The organism is Chelativorans composti, assembly GCF_039541695.1.
Taxonomy (GTDB): Bacteria; Pseudomonadota; Alphaproteobacteria; order Rhizobiales; family Rhizobiaceae; genus Chelativorans; species Chelativorans composti.
In genome coordinates this window covers 94,299-110,665 of record NZ_BAABGS010000020.1, presented here as the reverse complement: position 1 = coordinate 110,665, position 16,367 = coordinate 94,299, and the positions used below count along the sequence as shown (strand labels likewise).

The window sequence follows — 16,367 nt, the reverse complement described above, 5'->3', positions numbered from 1 at the left end:
GGTCCTCAGATGCTCTTGGGGTCGAGCCCGCCCATGCGGCAGACCTCGATCCATTCGTCCTCGGTCACGGGCTGTACCGACAGCCTGAAGGAGGTGACGAGCGACATCTTGGAGAGCTTGGGGTTCGCCTTGATGTCGGCGAGCTTCACCGGCTTCGGCATGTCGCACACGGCGCGCACGTCCACGCATTCCCAGCGCGGATCATCGGATGAGGAATCCGGATGGGCTTCCTTGCAGACCTCGACGATGCCGACGATCTCCAGCCCCTTGTTGGAGTGGTAGAAGAAGCCTTTGTCGCCGAGCTTCATCTGGCGCATGAAATTGCGCGCCTGGTAGTTGCGCACGCCCGTCCATTCCTCGCCTTCCGCTCCCTTCGCCTTCTGTTGCTCCCACGACCAGGCGTCGGGCTCCGACTTGAACAGCCAGTAAGCCATAGTGTCCGTCCTCAGGCGTTCTCGGGGTTCTTGACAGTCCAGCTCCAGGCGCTGATCTCGGTCGAGGCGAACAGGCCCGCCTTGGTATACGGATCGTTGCTGGCGATTTCCCGAGCCCCCTCGATGTTGTCCCCTTCCACGATGACCAGGCTGCCGCAGGGCTTGCCGTTCTCGTCGAGGAATGGGCCTCCGAGCTTCACCGCGTCGCCGAGGCTCTTGATGTACTCGAGATGCGAGGGCCGGGTCTGGAGCCGGAGGTCCAGGCTGTCGGGCTTGTCCTTGGAGATGATCGTGAAAAGCATTGGTGTCTCCCCTCAGTCTTCGGATTTGAGTGGCCGGCGCAGCAGCGCCTCGACGGCCTCGTCAATGGTGATCTTTCCGTCCAGCAAGGCGGCCGTCGCGTCGATGATCGGAGCCTTGACCGAAAGGCGCTCGCACAGTTCGGAGGCAATGGGCGCGGTCGCCACGCCCTCGGCCAGCGGACGGCCGCTGAGATCCTCGCCCCTGCCGAGGGCCAGGCCATAGGAATAGTTGCGGGACTGTGGCGAGGAGCAGGTGAGCATCAGGTCGCCGAGTCCCGATAGCCCCATGATGGTTTCCGCCCGCGCGCCGACCGCCTTGCCGAGCCGGCGAAGCTCTGCGAACCCGCGCGTGATGAGGGCCGCCTGCGCGCTCGCGCCGAAGCCGCGGCCGGTGCTGGCCCCCGCAGCGATGGCGAGCACGTTCTTGATCGCCCCGCCGAGTTCCACGCCGGTCACGTCCACGCTGGAATAGCAGCGGAAGGCGGGGCCGGAGAGCGCGCGGGCCAGTGAGGCGGCCACGCTTTCGTCCTCGGTGGCGACCGTCACGGCCGTCGGCAGGCCGCGCGCCACGTCCGCCGCAAAGCTCGGGCCTGAAAGGATGCCGATCCGGTGTTCGGGCAGGCTGTCGCGCGCCACTTCCGACATGCGCCGTCCGGTCGTCCGCTCGATGCCCTTGGCACAGAGTACCACCGGTGCCTCCACCGGGACGGCGGGACGCAGTTCCTTGAGCGCTCCCCCGAGCGACTGGGCGGGAATGACGGCGAGCACGATATCTGCCCGGTCGAGCACCTCGGCCGCATCGGTGGAGGCCCGGATGCCGTCCGGCAGCACCACGTCGCCGAGATAGCGGCTGTTCGTCCGCGCCCCGTTGATCTCCGCCACGGTGTCGGCGTTGCGCGCGTAGAGCGTCACCTCATGCCCGGCGCGGCGGCTGTTCGCGGCGAGCGCCGTACCCCACGCGCCCCCGCCAAGGACTGCAATCTTGCGCTGTGGACTCACGCCTTGGCTCCCTTTTTCCCGGCACCGAATACCGGCGCCGAAGATTGGTCAAGCGGCCATCGCGGACGTGGCGCGAAGGCCATCGAATCGGGTTCGGCGAGCCCGGCGTCCAGCTGCTCCACCGCCACCCACGCGATCATCGCGGCATTGTCGCCGCAAAGCTTCATGGGTGGTGCGATGAGGGTGAATCCGTGCTCGCGGCAGAGCCGGTCGAGTTCCGTCCGAATCGCCTGGTTGGCTGCCACGCCCCCTGCCACCACCAGATGCGGCTCCGCGATCTCGGGATGAAGGGTCTGGAAACGTTCGAGGCTGCGCGCCACCCGGTCTGAGAGCGTCTCGGTGACAGCCTTCTGGAACGAAGCGCAGATGTCGGCGATGTCCTGCTGCGACAGCGGCGCGAGTTCCGTCGCCGCCCGCCGCACGGCGGTCTTGAGGCCGGAGAAGGAAAAGTCGAGCCTTGCCTCGCCCTTCATCGGACGGGGGAAGGCAAACCGCTTCGGATCACCCTGCGCTGCGGCCTTTTCCACATTTGGCCCGCCGGGGTAGGGCAGAGACAGCAGCTTCGCCGTCTTGTCGAAGGCCTCGCCCAACGCGTCGTCGATCGTCGTGCCCCACCGCTCATATTTTCCGAGCCCGGCCACATGCAGGATCTGCGTGTGCCCGCCGGAAACGAGCAGCAGCAGGAACGGAAAATCGACATGATCCGTCAGCCGCGCAGTCAGCGCATGGCCTTCCAGATGGTTGATGGGAAGAAAGGGCTTGTTTTTCGCCGCAGCGATCGCCTTCGCCATGGTCACGCCGACAATGAGCCCGCCGATGAGGCCCGGTCCCGCCGTGGCTGCAATGGCGTCAACCTCGTCGAGCGTGACGCCCGCTTCCATCAGCGCCGCTTCGATCACCCCGTCCAGCGCCTCCACATGGGCGCGCGCGGCGATCTCCGGCACCACGCCGCCGAAGGCCGCGTGCTCCTCGATCTGGCTCAGCACGACGCTGGAAAGAATGCGCGGCTGGCCGTCCGCTCCGCGCTCCACAACGGAAGCGGCGGTCTCGTCGCAACTCGTCTCGATGCCCAGTACGCGCGTCATTAGGCCCAGCCTGTCCTTGTTGCCGATGTGATCGAACCCTATTAGTGATGGACCGACCTTTTTCGAGTAGCGGGTTATCACGGACGTCGCCTTATGCAAACCGATCTGGTGAGAATTGGAACGCGCGGAAGCGCCCTGGCTCTGGCTCAGGCCGAGGAAACCCGCACCCGGTTGATGGCGGTGCACAACCTGCCGGAAGAGGCCTTTGAGATCGTCGTCATCAGCACAACCGGTGACCGCATTCTTGACCGCGCGCTCGCGGAGGTGGGAGGCAAGGGCCTATTCACCAAGGAACTGGAAGAGGCGCTCTACGACGGCCGCATCGACATCGCCGTCCATTCGTCCAAGGACATGCCGACCTACCTGCCGGAGGGGCTGGAAATCTCCTGTTTCCTGGAGCGTGAGGATGTCCGCGATGTCTTCATTGGCGGCTCTGTGCAGCGCCTAATGGATCTGCCGAAGGGAGCGAAGCTTGGCACCTCGTCCCTGCGCCGTCAGGCGCTGGCGCTCAGTCTGCGCCCTGACCTCGACGTGCAGGTCTTCCGCGGTAATGTGCAGACCCGTCTGCGCAAGCTGGAAGAGGGCGTGGTCGAGGGCACCATGCTGGCTCTTGCTGGCCTCAAGCGCCTGAAGCTGGAGCATGTTGCCACCGAGATCATGGATCCGGAGGACTTCCCGCCCGCCCTGGGCCAGGGAGCCATCTGCATCGAGAACCGGATCGGCGACGAACGCATTGCCAGGCTTCTTGCCCCCATCCACCACGCCGCCACCGGCGCGGAACTTGAGTGCGAACGCGCCTTCCTGGGCACACTTGATGGTTCCTGCCGCACGCCCATCGCTGGCCTTGCCCGCGTGAGCGGCGACCGAATCAGCTTCCGCGGCATGATTCTGACGCCGGACGGCGGCCGCCGCCACGAGATCACCGCCGAAGGCCCGGCGGCGGATGCCCGCCAGATTGGCGCCGAGGCCGGAGCCCGCATCCGCGAGATGGCCGGCGAGGACTTCTTCACGAGCTGGAGCTGACTGCCGGAGGCTGCATGCCGCGCGTTCTGATTACCCGTCCCGAACCCGGTGCGTCGAAGACGGCGCGGAAGGTGCGCGGGATGGGCTTCACGCCTCTGGTCCTGCCGCTGACGCGCATCGAATCGCTTCCTGCCATCCCGTCTGTCGAATCGTCGGATTTCGCAGCCATCGCGTTGACCAGTCCGAACTCCGCCCGCCATGCCCCGCCTGAACTGGTGAGGTCGCTCGCGGGCCTGCCGGCCTACGCCGTGGGCAGCGCCACCGCTGCGGTTGCGTGCGAGGCAGGGTTCAATGTGGTCGATGAGAGCGCGGGCGATGCCGAGGGTCTCCATCGCGTCATCGCCGAACGGGTGACACCTGGCGCCGGCATTCTTGTTCTCTGCGGCCGGGTTCGCCGCAGCGTTCTTGAGCAGGGGCTGCGCGATTCGGGCTACGCACCCCGCCTTGTCGAGGTCTACGACACCGTCCCGGCATCCCCCTCGGACGATGAAATCGCCGCCGTTCTTGGCTCCGGACCGGTGGATGCCGTGCTGCTTTATTCGGCCTATGCCGCGGAAGAATTCTTGCGCCTGATCGAGGGGGCAGGCACCTCACACATGTTTGAAACGGCGCGATTTATCGTCATGTCGGCTCGGATTGGAGAACAGCTTCCGGCGGCGCTGCGCGCCCGTGCTGCGGTCGCGCCGGAACCGAACGAGGACGCCATGCTTTCCACCCTGGCGGGGAATTTGCCTCACTTTAATTGAAATATGGGATACGCTCGTTTGAGCAAGCGCAGAGCCGCTTGGACGGAACTACGACAAACTGCCTGCGGAGTTGCCAATGGCCAAGACACCTAGGACACGCCACTCGACCCCGAAGCGGGAGCCCGTGACGATTGATCTGGAGGCAGTGAAGGTGGAGGAAACCCCCAAGGCGCCGAGCGGGGCGCAGCCATCGCGGGAAAGGCCTGCTTCGGTTCAGGCGCCCGATTCGGTCCAGCCGGATGTGTCCGCGCACGCTACGGAGCCCAACCAGATACCCGAGGACGCGAGTGCCGCGCCGAATTCTTCCGTGGAAGCGGAAACCGGTCCTGCCTCCGACCGCACCGAATCTGCTGCCGAGGCTTCCGGGCTGGCCGATGTCTCTCCCGCTGAGGATGGTGGCGGCAATGGCGGCGATGGAGGCGCTGAAACCAGTGACGACAAGGCTCGCGGGGCAAGCCCGCAGCCTGCTCCGGCCACGGCCGCCCGTTCCGCTGGGAGCGCCATCGCGGGCGGTATGATCGGCGGAATCGTTGCGCTTTTGGCGGTGGGGGGGCTGCAATATGCCGGTGTCCTGCCCGCCTTGAATGCACAGCAGGGCGCCGCCGCAGCCCTTCGTGATGAGATCGCCGCCCTGCAGGGCCAGATCGCCGATTTACGCACGAACCAGCCGGCGCTGCCCTCCTTCGACGCGGAGCGCCGGCAGATTTCAGAACTGCGCGACATGGTGCAGTCGCTGGAACAGCGGCTCCAGACGGAGGGGTCCGGCGGCCAATCGAGGGCCCTTTCAGAGTTCGAGCAGCGTTTGGGGAACCTGGAACGTTCCGTTGCCGAGCTTCCGCAGCGTCTGGTTGAGGCGGGTTCCGCAACCGAATTCAGTGATCGTCTGCAGGCGGCCGAACAGGAGATCGCCAATCTTCGTCAGACGGTCAATGGCGTCGCCGATGCCGCAAGGCAGGCCGCGGAAGAGGCGGCCGGTCAGAAGGTCTCCGGCCTGGCGACCTGGTACGACGAACTCTCCGAGAGTCTCAATTCCCTTCAGGTTCGCGTGGACGAGCTCGCGGCGGAAGTCGCCCGTCAGGACGACGGGCCGAAGGTGGCGGTGGTCGTTGCTGCTTCGTCCCTGAAATCCGCGATTGAGCGTGGCGCGCCCTTTGCCTCCGAGCTGGAAACCTATTCGGCGCTTGCCAGCAATGCTTCCGAACTGGAGCCTCTCCGCCCTTATGCGGACAGCGGCATTCCCGCGCTTGCGACGCTTGGCGAGGAAGCCTCGAAACTCGCGAGCCGGATCGCGGCGGCGGAACGCGCGGTCCCGGAGTCGGCCGGCCTTTTGGACCGCTTTACGGCGAGTATCCGCTCGATCGTGACGGTGCGGCCGGTGGGCGAGGTACCGGGCGAGCAGCCTTCGGCCATTGCGGCGCGGATGGAGGCGGCAGTGCAGCGTGGCGACCTCGCTGCGGCGCTGCGCGAATACGAGTCGCTGCCGGATGACATGAAGGCGCTGGGGGTAGACTTTGCCGCGAAGCTGCGGGCCAGGCAGGCTGCCGACGACATTCTCGACAAGGCGCTCTCCACGGCGTTGAAGCCAGCCTGAAGGACAGCTCGATGATCCGAACACTGGTATTTCTGGCAATCGTCTTTGTGCTTGGCCTGGCCTTTGCCTGGCTTGCGGAGCGTCCCGGTGACCTGGTTCTCACCTTCGGCGGCTATCAATATGAGGTGACTCTGCTGGCCGCGGCGGTCATGCTGGTGGCGGCGTTCGTCGCCCTGATGATCCTATGGTGGATCATTCGCGGCATCTGGCGCAGCCCCCATACCGTCACGCGCTACTTCCGCGCCCGCCGCCGCGACCGTGGCTACCAGGCGCTGTCGACCGGCCTGATCGCTGCCGGTGCGGGCGACGGTGGCCTTGCGCGGCGTATGGGCAAGCAGGCGGCAAGCCTGATCCCGTCGGATCGCGAACCGCTGATCCGCCTTCTCGAGGCCCAGGCGGCCCTGCTCGAGGGCGACTTCGAGGCCGCCCGCGCGGGCTTCGGGAACATGGCGAAAGACCCGCAAACCCGCTTGCTCGGCCTTCGCGGTCTCTATCTGGAAGCCGAGCGCCTGGGCGACCGTGAGGCCGCCCGTCAGTTCGCAGCGCAGGCTGCCGCTCTCGCTCCTCAGCTCGGCTGGGCCGCCAATGCGGCTCTCGAAGCCCGGACGATTGAGCGCGACTGGGACGGTGCGCTTGCGCTGGTCGACGCGCGCGGCCGCGCACCGTCCGCGGACAAGAAGGTCATTGCCCGCCAGCGCGCTGTTCTGTTGACGGCCAAGGCATTGGAACAGCTGGATTCGGACCCCGCTGGCGCGAAGGCGCTGGCGCAGGAGGCGAACCGCCTTCAGCCGGACTTTGTCCCCGCCGCGGTGACGCTTGCCCGCGCCGCGATCCGCCTGAACGACACCCGCAAGGCGGCCAAGGTGCTGGAGGCCATCTGGAAGCGCATTCCCCATCCGGACGTGGCCGCGGTGTATCTCCACTTGCGGCATGGCGATTCCACCCACGATCGCCTGGAGCGCGCGCGGCGTCTGCGCCGCCTCCATCCCAACCATGTCGAATCCGAGCTGGTCGTCGCCCGCGCCGCCCTGGACGCCGGGGAGTTTGCCGAGGCCCGTGCGTCCGCCGAGGCTGCCGTGCGCATCTCGCCCCGCGAGGGCGCTTTCCTGCTGCTTGCCGACATCGAGGAAGCAGAGACCGGCGATCAGGGCCGCATGCGGCATTGGCTATCTCAGGCTGTCCGGGCCCCGCAGGACCCGGCATGGGTTGCAGACGGCGTGGTGGTGGACGAATGGGCGCCCGTGTCTCCCGTCACTGGGAAGCTCGATGCATTCGAGTGGCGTGCGCCGATGGAGCGCATCGGCCATGTGATCGAGGCCGAGGACGCGCTTCAGGCTGCGCCCGCACTGCCCGCGGCGCCCGAGCCGCCTGCAAAGGCAGAACCGGCTGCCACTTCCAATGAACCGCCGTCCGCTCCCGCCGTGGGGCCGGTTCCGGAAGAGAAGGAGCCGGACCAGCCGGTGAAGCCGGTGATCCTCGATCATGTGGCGCCGGGCGATGAGGATGAGAGCCCGTTCCGGCCAATCATTCCGGACGATCCCGGTCCCGACCCCGAGGACGGGGCCCCGGCGCGTCCTGCCAAGGGTCTGGGGCTGTTCTGAACGGCTCAGGGTGGGTACCGGGCCCCGTGAAAGGGCAGCTCAGCCTGCTTGAGCATTCCGCGAGCTCCCGACCGGTCCGGTTGCCGGAGGCCTGAGGGGCGGCATTGTCCTTTTCGCATCCCCGTGGGGTGCCGGGGATGCTATTACTGTGCCGGATGGAACACAGTACGGTAGTATTTTGGTGTTTGCCGGTCGGGCGCGCGATTGGGTGCTTGTGTCCTGCGGAACCTTGGCCATCATTGATGGCAGCAAGATTCCGCGCGAGAGCTTTATGTTTGAACGCATTTTCGCCTTTCTGAAAAATTTGCCTGGGGGACATGGCGCGAGCTCGAGGACATTGACGGAGGATGACCCTCGTGTTGCTGCTGCCGCGCTGCTTGTTCACGTCATCCGGGCCGATGGCGAAAGAAACGATGATGAGCTTCGCGGGCTGACTGCTGCGCTCTCCAAAGCCTACAATCTGCACGGAGCCGAGCTGAAGGCCGTGATCGAGGCAGCCCAGGAGGCCGAGGCCAGTGCGGTCGACATCTACACGTTCACGACTGTACTCAAGCGCCATCTGGACGAGGAGGCCCGTATTGAATTCATCCGGCTCGTATGGGAGATCGTCCTTTCGGATGGAGTCATGCGCGAGCTGGAAGAAAATCTCGTCTGGCGCATTGCCGAGCTGATCGGCGTGGACGGCAGAACGCGGGTGACCATTCGTCAGCAGGTTCTTGAAGAGCGGGGAGGGATCCCCGGTTCCACATGACGCAAGCGGCTGAGAAAAAGATCCTGATCGTACTGCATCAGGAAATGTCCAGCCCTGGACGGGTTGGACACCTCCTCGAACGGAGCGGTTTCAAGCTCGACATCCGGCGCCCTCCGCTGGGTGATCCGCTGCCGGAAACGCTCGCTGAACACGAAGGTGCGATCATCTTCGGTGGTCCGATGAGCGCCAACGATCGCGACGAATTCGTCAAGCGCGAGATCGACTGGATCGGCGTGCCCCTGCGTGAGAACAAGCCGTTCCTGGGAATTTGCCTGGGCGCGCAGATGCTGGTGAAACATCTCGGTGGCCACGTGAAGGGCCACGATCACGGGCTGGTCGAGATCGGCTGGTATCCCATCCGCGCCACGGACGCCGGGCGCAAGCTCATGCACTGGCCGGAAATGGTCTATCACTTCCACCGCGAGGGCTTCTCGCTGCCGTCGGGCGTCGAGCTTCTGGCGACAGGCGAGCATTATCCCAACCAGGCCATCCGCTATGGTGACAATGCCTGGGGCATCCAGTTCCATGCGGAGCTTACCCGGGCGATGATGCAGCGGTGGGTGGTGCATGGCGCGCAGCGTTTCGTGTTACCGGGTGCGCAGCCAGCGCGCGACCATCTGGGTGGCCGGCTGGTCTGGGATACCCACCTGCGCCAGTGGCTGGTGGATTTTCTCGACATCATTTTCGAGACTGGCGGAGAGGTTGAACTGAGGGGTGGCGACGAGGCCGAGGCGGATCAGCCCCTGGGCCACCGCAAGTTCGGCCGGCGCGGCGTGGTGACGCCCTGAATTTTCGTGTTGAGGCGGCGCCGGGGTCTGGCGCGCGCTTGACAGCGGACCTATATTTGTAAGTGGCGTTCTGGGCTTCGCGACAGGAGAACAACATCCTCGGGGCCGTATCGATCCTATAGGGAGCTGTCCCTGACCTTGCCCGTGGGCTTGGTCATATGGCGCCCACCTACTTTGTAGGGCCCGGGATCGAATCCTCCATCGGTTGCACCGGTTCGCCAGTCCGCCTTTTCAGCCTCCCGGCTGGAAAGGCGAATTTTTGTGTGCCTGGAATCTGTCGTACAGGCGGTAACGACAGCAGCTGCCGGAACCACGTCAGGAAACAGATCGCGGTTTCAGGAAAAGTGGGCACCGGTTTTCCGTCTGGAACCGCGTCAGAAAACGGAACGCGGTTCCGCGAAAAGTTGGGACTGATTTCAGAACCGCCGAAACTGGCGGTTGGATCGGTTTCGGATTTGTGTGAGGGTCCGGACAGTTCTGAGGCAACCTGCGTCCGGAAAAGTAGCAATGGATCAGACAGTAAAGGAACAGAAGCAGGCTCTGCGCAAGCAGATCCTGGCCCAGCGCGACGCCCTTGATCCCCGTTGGCGCGCCGAGGTGTCCTGCACTTTTGCCGACTGGGCCAGGCAGGTCGTGCCGGAGCCCGGTGTGATCGTTGCGGGCTATTGGCCGATGCGTTCCGAGGTGGATGTGCGTCCTCTGATGGCTGCCGTGCGCGACTATGGCGCGCGCGTGGCCCTGCCGGCCATTCTGAGCCGGACCGAAATGATCTTCCGGGAGTTTGTTCCCGGCGCGCCTCTCGTCGACATGGGCTTCAAGACCCTCGGACCGGACGAGAACGCTCCGGCGGTCGATCCGGTTGTGCTGCTGGTTCCGCTGGTCGGCTTTGATGCTCGCGGCCACCGCCTTGGCTATGGCGCGGGGTTCTACGATCGCGCCATCGACGTTCTGAGGGGAAAGGGAATTTCTCCGCGTCTGATCGGCATCGCCTTCGACTGTCAGGAGGTCGAGCAGGTGCCGAATGAGCCCCATGACGTGCCTCTCCCCGAGATCCTTACAGAATCCGGCTTGCGCACATTCCCGCTCAGCGGTTAAGAGCTGGGAATGAGGTTGCTTTTTCTTGGCGATATGGTCGGCCGTACCGGCCGCAAGGCGGTGTGGGACCGGCTTCCGGGTCTGATCTCGGATTTCCAGCTGGATTTTGTCATTGTCAACGGCGAGAACGCGGCCGGGGGCTTTGGCATTACCGAAGAGATTTTCCTGACGACGTTGCAGGCGGGCGCCGACGTGGTGACCACTGGCAATCACGTGTGGGACCAGCGCGAGGCGCTGAGCTTCGCTCCGAGGTACGACCGCTTCATCCGTCCCGCCAATTTTCCGAAGGGAACGCCAGGCAAGGGCGCGGGCCTGTTTACGGCCCGCAACGGCGCGCGCGTGCTCGTCACCAACATCATGGGGCGAGTCTTCATGCACCCGGACCTGGACGATCCGTTCCGTTCCGCCGAGGAACTTCTGGAAGCCTGCCCCCTGGGCGAGCAGGCCGACGCGATCTTCATAGACTTTCATGCGGAAGCGACCTCGGAGAAGGTCTGCTTCGGACATTTCGTCGATGGCCGCGTAAGTGCCGTGATCGGCACCCACACGCACCAGCCGACAGCCGACCATCAGATTCTCAAGAACGGCACGGGCTATATGACCGATGCCGGCATGTGCGGCGACTACGATTCCTCGCTCGGCTTCGACAAGGAGGAGCCTCTCAACCGCTTCATCACCAAGCTGCCGAAGGGCCGCTTCGAGGCGGCGGAGGGGCCGGCCACCATCTGCGGCGTCGCGCTGGAGATTTCGGACCGCACGGGGCTGACCGAAAAGATCGCGCCACTTCGTCTCGGCCCGCGTCTGGAGGAAACGATCCCCTCGTTCTGGAGTTGATGTCGGGCGCGGGACGCCGGGCTTCCGCCATTGAACGAACTGTTCAGTGGACAGGAGCAGCGCCTGCGTTCACTCTGTGGGACATATGACTCCGCCTCTGGGGGAACACCTGCCATGGATTGGCTCATCGAGCATTTCGGGTTTGTGAGCGACCCGGCCGCCTGGATTGCGCTTGTGACTCTTGTCGTGCTGGAGATTGTTCTCGGCATAGACAACCTGATCTTCATCTCCATTCTCACCAACAAGCTTCCGCAGGACCAGCAGGCGCGGGCGCGCCGCATCGGCATCAGCGGGGCGCTGGTGCTGCGCCTGGCGCTGTTGGGCACTATCGCTTTTATCGTCACCCTGACGACCCCGATCTTCAGCCTTTTCGGTCACGGTTTCTCCTGGCGCGACCTGATCCTCATCGCCGGTGGCCTGTTCCTCGTCTGGAAGGCCACCAAGGAGATCCATCATTCGGTGGATCCGTCCGACCCCAAGGAAAACATGATCGGCGCCGTCTCGACCCTGACGGTTGGTTCGGCCATCGGCCAGATCCTGATGCTGGACCTGGTATTCTCCATCGATTCCATCATCACCGCGGTCGGCATGACGGATCACCTGGCGATCATGTTTGTTGCGGTCATCTGCGCGGTTGCCGTCATGCTGGTCGCCGCCGAGCCGCTGTCGCGCTTCATCGCTGCCAATCCCACCGTCGTCATGCTGGCGCTTGCCTTCCTTCTGATGATTGGCATGACACTGATCGCCGATGGCATGGGCTTCCATGTTCCGAAGGGTTACGTCTACACGGCCATGGGCTTCTCGGCGCTGGTTGAGGCTCTCAACATGATGGCGCGCCGCAAGCGGGAGCGTGATGCCGCTGCTGGCATAAAGACACACTGATAAACTGCGGCCGGGCGCCTTTAGCTTCAGACACCCTGGAGGATGACCACGGTTGGCCGCCGTGGCAGGCTGCGCACCGACACCGTCATGGACGGGCTGTTGCGGAAGTCGATGTCAAACCCGTCCTTGAGCCTTCCCGTAAAGGCATTGAGCGGTGTCGAATGCCGGTGCATGGGCAGGACGATGGAGGACTGCAGGCGCCGGGTGATCTCCGACATGTGTTCGAGCGAGAGGGTAAGCCCGCCGTCGATCGGAACCATCAGGATGTCGAGCCTGCCGATCGCGGCATAGTGGGTGTCGTCGAGCGGATGGTGCAGGTGGCCGAGATGCCCGATGCAGAGACCCGCCACCTCGAAGATGAAGATGGAATTTCCGTTCTTCTCGGTATAGCCAAAGCGGCGGATGTCCGTGGGAACGTTGCGGATGTAGACGTCCTCTACGACCACCGAGTGCTGCGCCGGCTCGCCGTCGACGCCCCAGCCCGGCAGCACGTGCTTGATGGCGGGATCGGGGTAGGGCGTGTAGTGCGTGCTGTGCGCCTTGTTCATCGTCACCACGTCCGGCACCGGGTCGCTGCCGAAATATCCGTTGAAGTCCGTGGCAATCCTGATGCCTGCCGGCGTGACGATCACGTAGGTCGAATGCCCGGCATAGGTGATCTCCACTTCGTCGCTGGCGGCGGCCGGCGAGAAGCTTGCGTAGACGACATCGGGAAGCCGCTGTGCGATGGCCAGGCAAGTGCTGGGACGCTGGGACTGCTGCGCCTGGGCGGCAAACGGCGCGAGAGCGAAGGTCGCGGCAAGGATCAGAAGGCGGCTGAACATCACTCGTCTCCTCCGTGACGGCTTGCTCCGACAATAATGGAAGATCACGATTTGTACGCGTAACCATTGCGTGAAGGGCGACACCTTTGCCGCCAAGCGGAATCTGGACCTGAAAGCAGATTTTCACTATAAGGGCGCGCATTCCACGCATTTCAGGCGCATTTCAATACTCAGGCGCATCAAGAAGGAGCCCCATGGCCGGTCATTCCCAATTTAAGAACATCATGCACCGCAAGGGCCGTCAGGACGCGGCGCGGTCGAAGATCTTCTCCAAGCTTGCGCGCGAGATCACCGTCGCTGCGAAGGCCGGCCTGCCCGATCCCGCTGCGAACCCGCGTCTGCGGTTGGCGATCCAGAACGCCAAGGCGCAGTCGATGCCCAAGGAAAACATCGAGCGGGCGATCAAGAAGGCTTCAGGCAATGATGGCGAGAACTATGACGAGATCCGCTACGAGGGCTATGGCCCCGGCGGCGTCGCCATCATTGTCGAGGCCCTGACCGACAACCGCAACCGCACCGCCTCCAACGTCCGCGCCGCCTTCACCAAGGCTGGCGGCTCCCTCGGTGAGACCGGCTCGGTGTCCTTCATGTTCGACCGGGTGGGCGAGATCGTCTATCCGGCGTCCGTTGGCGATGCCGACAAGGTGATGGAGGCCGCCATCGAGGCCGGCGCAGATGATGTGACCTCCGATGAGAACGGACATGTCATCACCTGTGCCTTCGAGAACCTGGGTGAGGTTGTGGCCAGTCTCGAAAAGGCCCTGGGTGAGCCCGAGTCCACCAAGACGGTTTGGCGCCCCCAGAACGTCACGCCGGTCGACGAGGAGCGTGCCCGTTCCGTGCTCAAGCTGATCGCCACCCTCGAGGATGATGACGACGTGCAGAACGTCTACGCCAACTTCGAGGTCGATGAAGAAACGATGGCCAAGCTGAGCTCGTAATGACGGGTTTGGGGCATCGCGCGCTCATCCCGCGATGCCCCGGCGCAGGAGTTTCGGAGCAACGGCAAATAAAAAGAAAGACCCCGATCGGATCACGATCGGGGCCTTTCTTTTGAAACTCTGAAGTCGGGAGATTAGATGCCGAGACCTTCGTAGCGCTTCTTGAACTTGGAGACGCGGCCACCGCGGTCGACGATCGTCTGCTGGCCACCCGTCCAGGCCGGATGCGAGTTCGGGTCGATGTCGAGCTGCAGCGTCGCACCCTCTTCACCCCACGTGGAGCGAGTGTAGTACTCGGTGCCGTTCGTCATGACGATCTTGATCAAGTGGTAGTCGGGATGGATGTCAGCTTTCATCACTCTATCCTGATTTCTCTGTGCACCTGGACATTGACCGTCATAGTGCGGCAATCTCGCCCAGCGTAGAAACTTGCAGCCGCCGCCGACCAGGGCTACGGCTTTGGAAAGGTTCGCAGCGCCTATACATCACCCGTCTTTCGGTTACAAGGCCACACGGTGCGAATCTCGATATTGCGGAAGGAAAGCCATGACGGAGAATGCCAGGGGGGCGCGGCCTGGTAACCGGCGGTCGCTGACGCCCCTTCGGGGACTCGTTCCTTACCTGTCCCGTTATCGCGGGCTGGTAGCGGGTGCGTTTGTGTTCCTGCTTTTGTCCAGTGCCGCGACGCTCGTCCTGCCGATCGCTGTCCGGCAGATGATTGACCATGGCTTCTCCAGCGACGACGGCGCCGCCATCCAGGGCTATTTCCTTATCCTGATCCTTGTCGGCTTCGTGCTCGCGTTGGCCTCCGCCATGCGCTACTTCTTTGTCATCACGCTCGGCGAGCGGGTGGTAGCTGACCTGCGCCGCGACGTGTTCGACCATCTGACGCGCCTGTCACCGTCCTTTTTCGATGGCGTGCACTCGGGCGAGATCGTTTCCCGCCTGACGGCGGATGCCACCCAGATCAAGTCGGCGTTGGGAGCGACGGCCTCGATCGCGCTGCGCAACACCATCATGGGGCTCGGCGCGCTGGGCATGATGGTTTTCACCAGTCCGCGTCTGTCGCTGCTGGCCCTTCTTTCCTTCCCGCTGGTGGTGCTGCCCATCATCGTGTTCGGCCGTACGGTTCGCAACCGCTCGCGCTGGGCGCAGGACGCGCTGGCCGGTGCGATGGCCATGGCCGGAGAGCAGATCGGCGCGATCCGCCTGCTTCAGGCCTTCGTGAACGAGGACCGCGCCAGCCGCAGCTTCACGGAAGCGGTCAATGCCGCATTCAGGGCGGCGCGTAAGTCCATCACGTCCCGTTCCATCCTCACCTTTTTCGCCATCCTTGCAGTCTTCACCTCGGTGGTGGTCGTTCTCTGGGTCGGTTCGCAGGACGTGCTCTCCGGCAAGATGACGGGTGGCACGCTCGGTCAGTTCCTGCTCTATGCGGTTCTTGCCGCGAGCTCCCTGGGTGCGCTGTCGGAGGTCTGGGGTGAGCTTCAGCAGGCGGCAGGCGCCGCCGAGCGCATGTCGGAACTTCTTGCCGAGCGGCCCATCATCACGGCGCCTGCCCAACCGCGGTCGCTGCCCTCTCCGGTGCGCGGCGAGGTGGAGTTCCGCAACGTTACCTTCTGCTATCCCTCCCGGCCGGACACGCTCGCGCTTCGCAATCTCTCCTTCCGCGTGGCGCCCGGCGAGACCGTGGCCATCGTCGGCCCGTCCGGAGCGGGCAAGAGCACCATCTTTTCGCTTCTCCTGCGCTTCTATGATCCCGTCTCCGGCTCCGTCCTTGTCGACGGTGTGGAGATCGACCGGCTGGACCCGAAGGAACTGCGCTCCAGCATCGCCATCGTTCCGCAGGAAAGCGTGATCTTCGCCGACACCGCGGCGAACAACATAGCCTTCGGCCGCCCTGACGCTTCGCGGGCCGAAATCGAGAAGGCCGCAAGGGCCGCCCTTGCGCACGACTTCATCATGGCCTTGCCGGAAGGCTACGACACGCAGCTCGGCGAGCGCGGGGTCACCCTTTCGGGTGGCCAGCGCCAGCGTCTCTCGATTGCGCGTGCCATTCTGCGCAATGCGCCGATCCTTCTGCTCGACGAAGCGACCTCCGCGCTCGATGCGGAAAGCGAGACCCTGGTCCAGCAGGCGCTGAACCACTCCATGGAGGGACGCACGACCATCATCATCGCCCACCGTCTGGCAACGGTGCTCAAGGCCGACCGCATTCTGGTGATGGAAGACGGCATGGTGGTCGAGGAAGGCACTCACCACGAGCTGGTCCGCCTCGGCGGCGTCTACTCGCGCCTCGCGAGCCTCCAGTTCGATGTCGGCCCCGAGATTCTGAGCGGCGCGGCCGAGTAGTCATTTCCTCAGACCCTTTCCATCACCTTCTGTTGCAGCAGGTGAACCTCGCCCTTTGACGGACCTCCTTGCTGGTGAGGGTTCTGGAACTTGCGCCACCCCTTCATGGTGATGATCAA

The 16,367-nt window shown here is 64.3% G+C and carries 17 protein-coding genes and 1 other RNA gene; 12 read left to right on the top strand and 6 right to left on the bottom strand.

The genetic code is table 11. The annotated features are described in order from the left end of the window. Window positions 1-5: 5 nt before the first annotated feature. From ABD906_RS07970 to tsaD, 4 genes are read right to left on the bottom strand one after another with little or no spacing between them, the layout of a single operon-like run. Window positions 6-434 carry an EVE domain-containing protein gene (locus tag ABD906_RS07970; protein WP_345098971.1) on the bottom strand — a complete coding sequence of 143 codons (429 nt, stop codon included), beginning with the start codon at window positions 432-434 and terminating at the stop codon, window positions 6-8. An 11-nt stretch (window positions 435-445) separates the two neighbouring features. Beyond that, window positions 446-736, bottom strand: coding sequence for a YciI family protein (locus ABD906_RS07965; protein ID WP_345098970.1), 291 nt, complete (start codon window positions 734-736; stop codon window positions 446-448). A gap of 12 nt (window positions 737-748) precedes the next feature. Then, on the bottom strand, window positions 749-1,735 hold the full coding sequence (locus ABD906_RS07960) for an NAD(P)H-dependent glycerol-3-phosphate dehydrogenase (protein WP_345098969.1): 987 nt from the start codon (window positions 1,733-1,735) through the stop codon (window positions 749-751). Then, on the bottom strand, window positions 1,732-2,820 hold the full coding sequence (tsaD, locus tag ABD906_RS07955) for a tRNA (adenosine(37)-N6)-threonylcarbamoyltransferase complex transferase subunit TsaD (protein ID WP_345098968.1): 1,089 nt from the start codon (window positions 2,818-2,820) through the stop codon (window positions 1,732-1,734). Before tsaD ends, ABD906_RS07960 begins: the two co-directional genes overlap by 4 nt. A gap of 93 nt (window positions 2,821-2,913) precedes the next feature. Here tsaD and hemC point away from each other — a divergent pair, with 93 nt between their 5' ends. From hemC to ABD906_RS07905, 10 genes are all read left to right on the top strand, one after another. Continuing rightward, on the top strand, window positions 2,914-3,843 hold the full coding sequence (hemC, locus tag ABD906_RS07950) for a hydroxymethylbilane synthase (protein ID WP_345098967.1): 930 nt from the start codon (window positions 2,914-2,916) through the stop codon (window positions 3,841-3,843). A gap of 14 nt (window positions 3,844-3,857) precedes the next feature. Continuing rightward, entirely contained in the window at window positions 3,858-4,589 is a 732-nt protein-coding gene (locus ABD906_RS07945) for a uroporphyrinogen-III synthase (RefSeq protein ID WP_345098966.1), read from the top strand. 76 nt (window positions 4,590-4,665) lie between these two features. Beyond that, window positions 4,666-6,180 (top strand): hypothetical protein, encoded by a 1,515-nt coding sequence (locus ABD906_RS07940; RefSeq protein WP_345098965.1) that lies wholly within the window; start codon window positions 4,666-4,668, stop codon window positions 6,178-6,180. An 11-nt stretch (window positions 6,181-6,191) separates the two neighbouring features. Continuing rightward, window positions 6,192-7,781: a heme biosynthesis protein HemY gene (locus tag ABD906_RS07935; RefSeq protein ID WP_345098964.1), complete on the top strand. Its 1,590-nt coding sequence runs from the start codon at window positions 6,192-6,194 to the stop codon at window positions 7,779-7,781. Window positions 7,782-8,052: 271 nt separating this feature from the next. Further along, entirely contained in the window at window positions 8,053-8,532 is a 480-nt protein-coding gene (locus ABD906_RS07930) for a tellurite resistance TerB family protein (RefSeq protein WP_345099070.1), read from the top strand. Continuing rightward, on the top strand, window positions 8,529-9,320 hold the full coding sequence (locus ABD906_RS07925) for a glutamine amidotransferase (RefSeq protein WP_345098963.1): 792 nt from the start codon (window positions 8,529-8,531) through the stop codon (window positions 9,318-9,320). The genes ABD906_RS07930 and ABD906_RS07925 overlap by 4 nt, the downstream gene beginning before the upstream one ends. Before the next feature lie 64 nt (window positions 9,321-9,384). Continuing rightward, window positions 9,385-9,541, top strand: a non-coding RNA gene (gene ssrS / locus ABD906_RS07920) — 6S RNA. Window positions 9,542-9,827: 286 nt separating this feature from the next. Continuing rightward, complete coding sequence (locus ABD906_RS07915; RefSeq protein WP_345098962.1) at window positions 9,828-10,415, top strand: 5-formyltetrahydrofolate cyclo-ligase; 588 nt, start codon at window positions 9,828-9,830, stop codon at window positions 10,413-10,415. A 9-nt stretch (window positions 10,416-10,424) separates the two neighbouring features. Further along, window positions 10,425-11,249 carry a TIGR00282 family metallophosphoesterase gene (locus tag ABD906_RS07910; RefSeq protein ID WP_345098961.1) on the top strand — a complete coding sequence of 275 codons (825 nt, stop codon included), beginning with the start codon at window positions 10,425-10,427 and terminating at the stop codon, window positions 11,247-11,249. Window positions 11,250-11,363: 114 nt separating this feature from the next. Further along, on the top strand, window positions 11,364-12,131 hold the full coding sequence (locus ABD906_RS07905; RefSeq protein WP_345098960.1) for a TerC family protein: 768 nt from the start codon (window positions 11,364-11,366) through the stop codon (window positions 12,129-12,131). A 26-nt stretch (window positions 12,132-12,157) separates the two neighbouring features. On the opposite strand, the gene ABD906_RS07900 is transcribed toward ABD906_RS07905, so the two are convergent. Further along, window positions 12,158-12,955: an MBL fold metallo-hydrolase gene (locus tag ABD906_RS07900; RefSeq protein ID WP_345098959.1), complete on the bottom strand. Its 798-nt coding sequence runs from the start codon at window positions 12,953-12,955 to the stop codon at window positions 12,158-12,160. A 194-nt stretch (window positions 12,956-13,149) separates the two neighbouring features. On the opposite strand from ABD906_RS07900, the gene ABD906_RS07895 reads away from it, so the two are divergent. Continuing rightward, on the top strand, window positions 13,150-13,896 hold the full coding sequence (locus tag ABD906_RS07895; protein WP_345098958.1) for a YebC/PmpR family DNA-binding transcriptional regulator: 747 nt from the start codon (window positions 13,150-13,152) through the stop codon (window positions 13,894-13,896). Window positions 13,897-14,030: 134 nt separating this feature from the next. On the opposite strand, the gene rpmE is transcribed toward ABD906_RS07895, so the two are convergent. Beyond that, window positions 14,031-14,252 carry a 50S ribosomal protein L31 gene (gene rpmE, locus ABD906_RS07890; protein ID WP_345098957.1) on the bottom strand — a complete coding sequence of 74 codons (222 nt, stop codon included), beginning with the start codon at window positions 14,250-14,252 and terminating at the stop codon, window positions 14,031-14,033. 190 nt (window positions 14,253-14,442) lie between these two features. Here rpmE and ABD906_RS07885 point away from each other — a divergent pair, with 190 nt between their 5' ends. Further along, entirely contained in the window at window positions 14,443-16,248 is a 1,806-nt protein-coding gene (locus ABD906_RS07885) for an ABC transporter transmembrane domain-containing protein (RefSeq protein WP_345098956.1), read from the top strand. Window positions 16,249-16,367 lie beyond the last annotated feature (119 nt).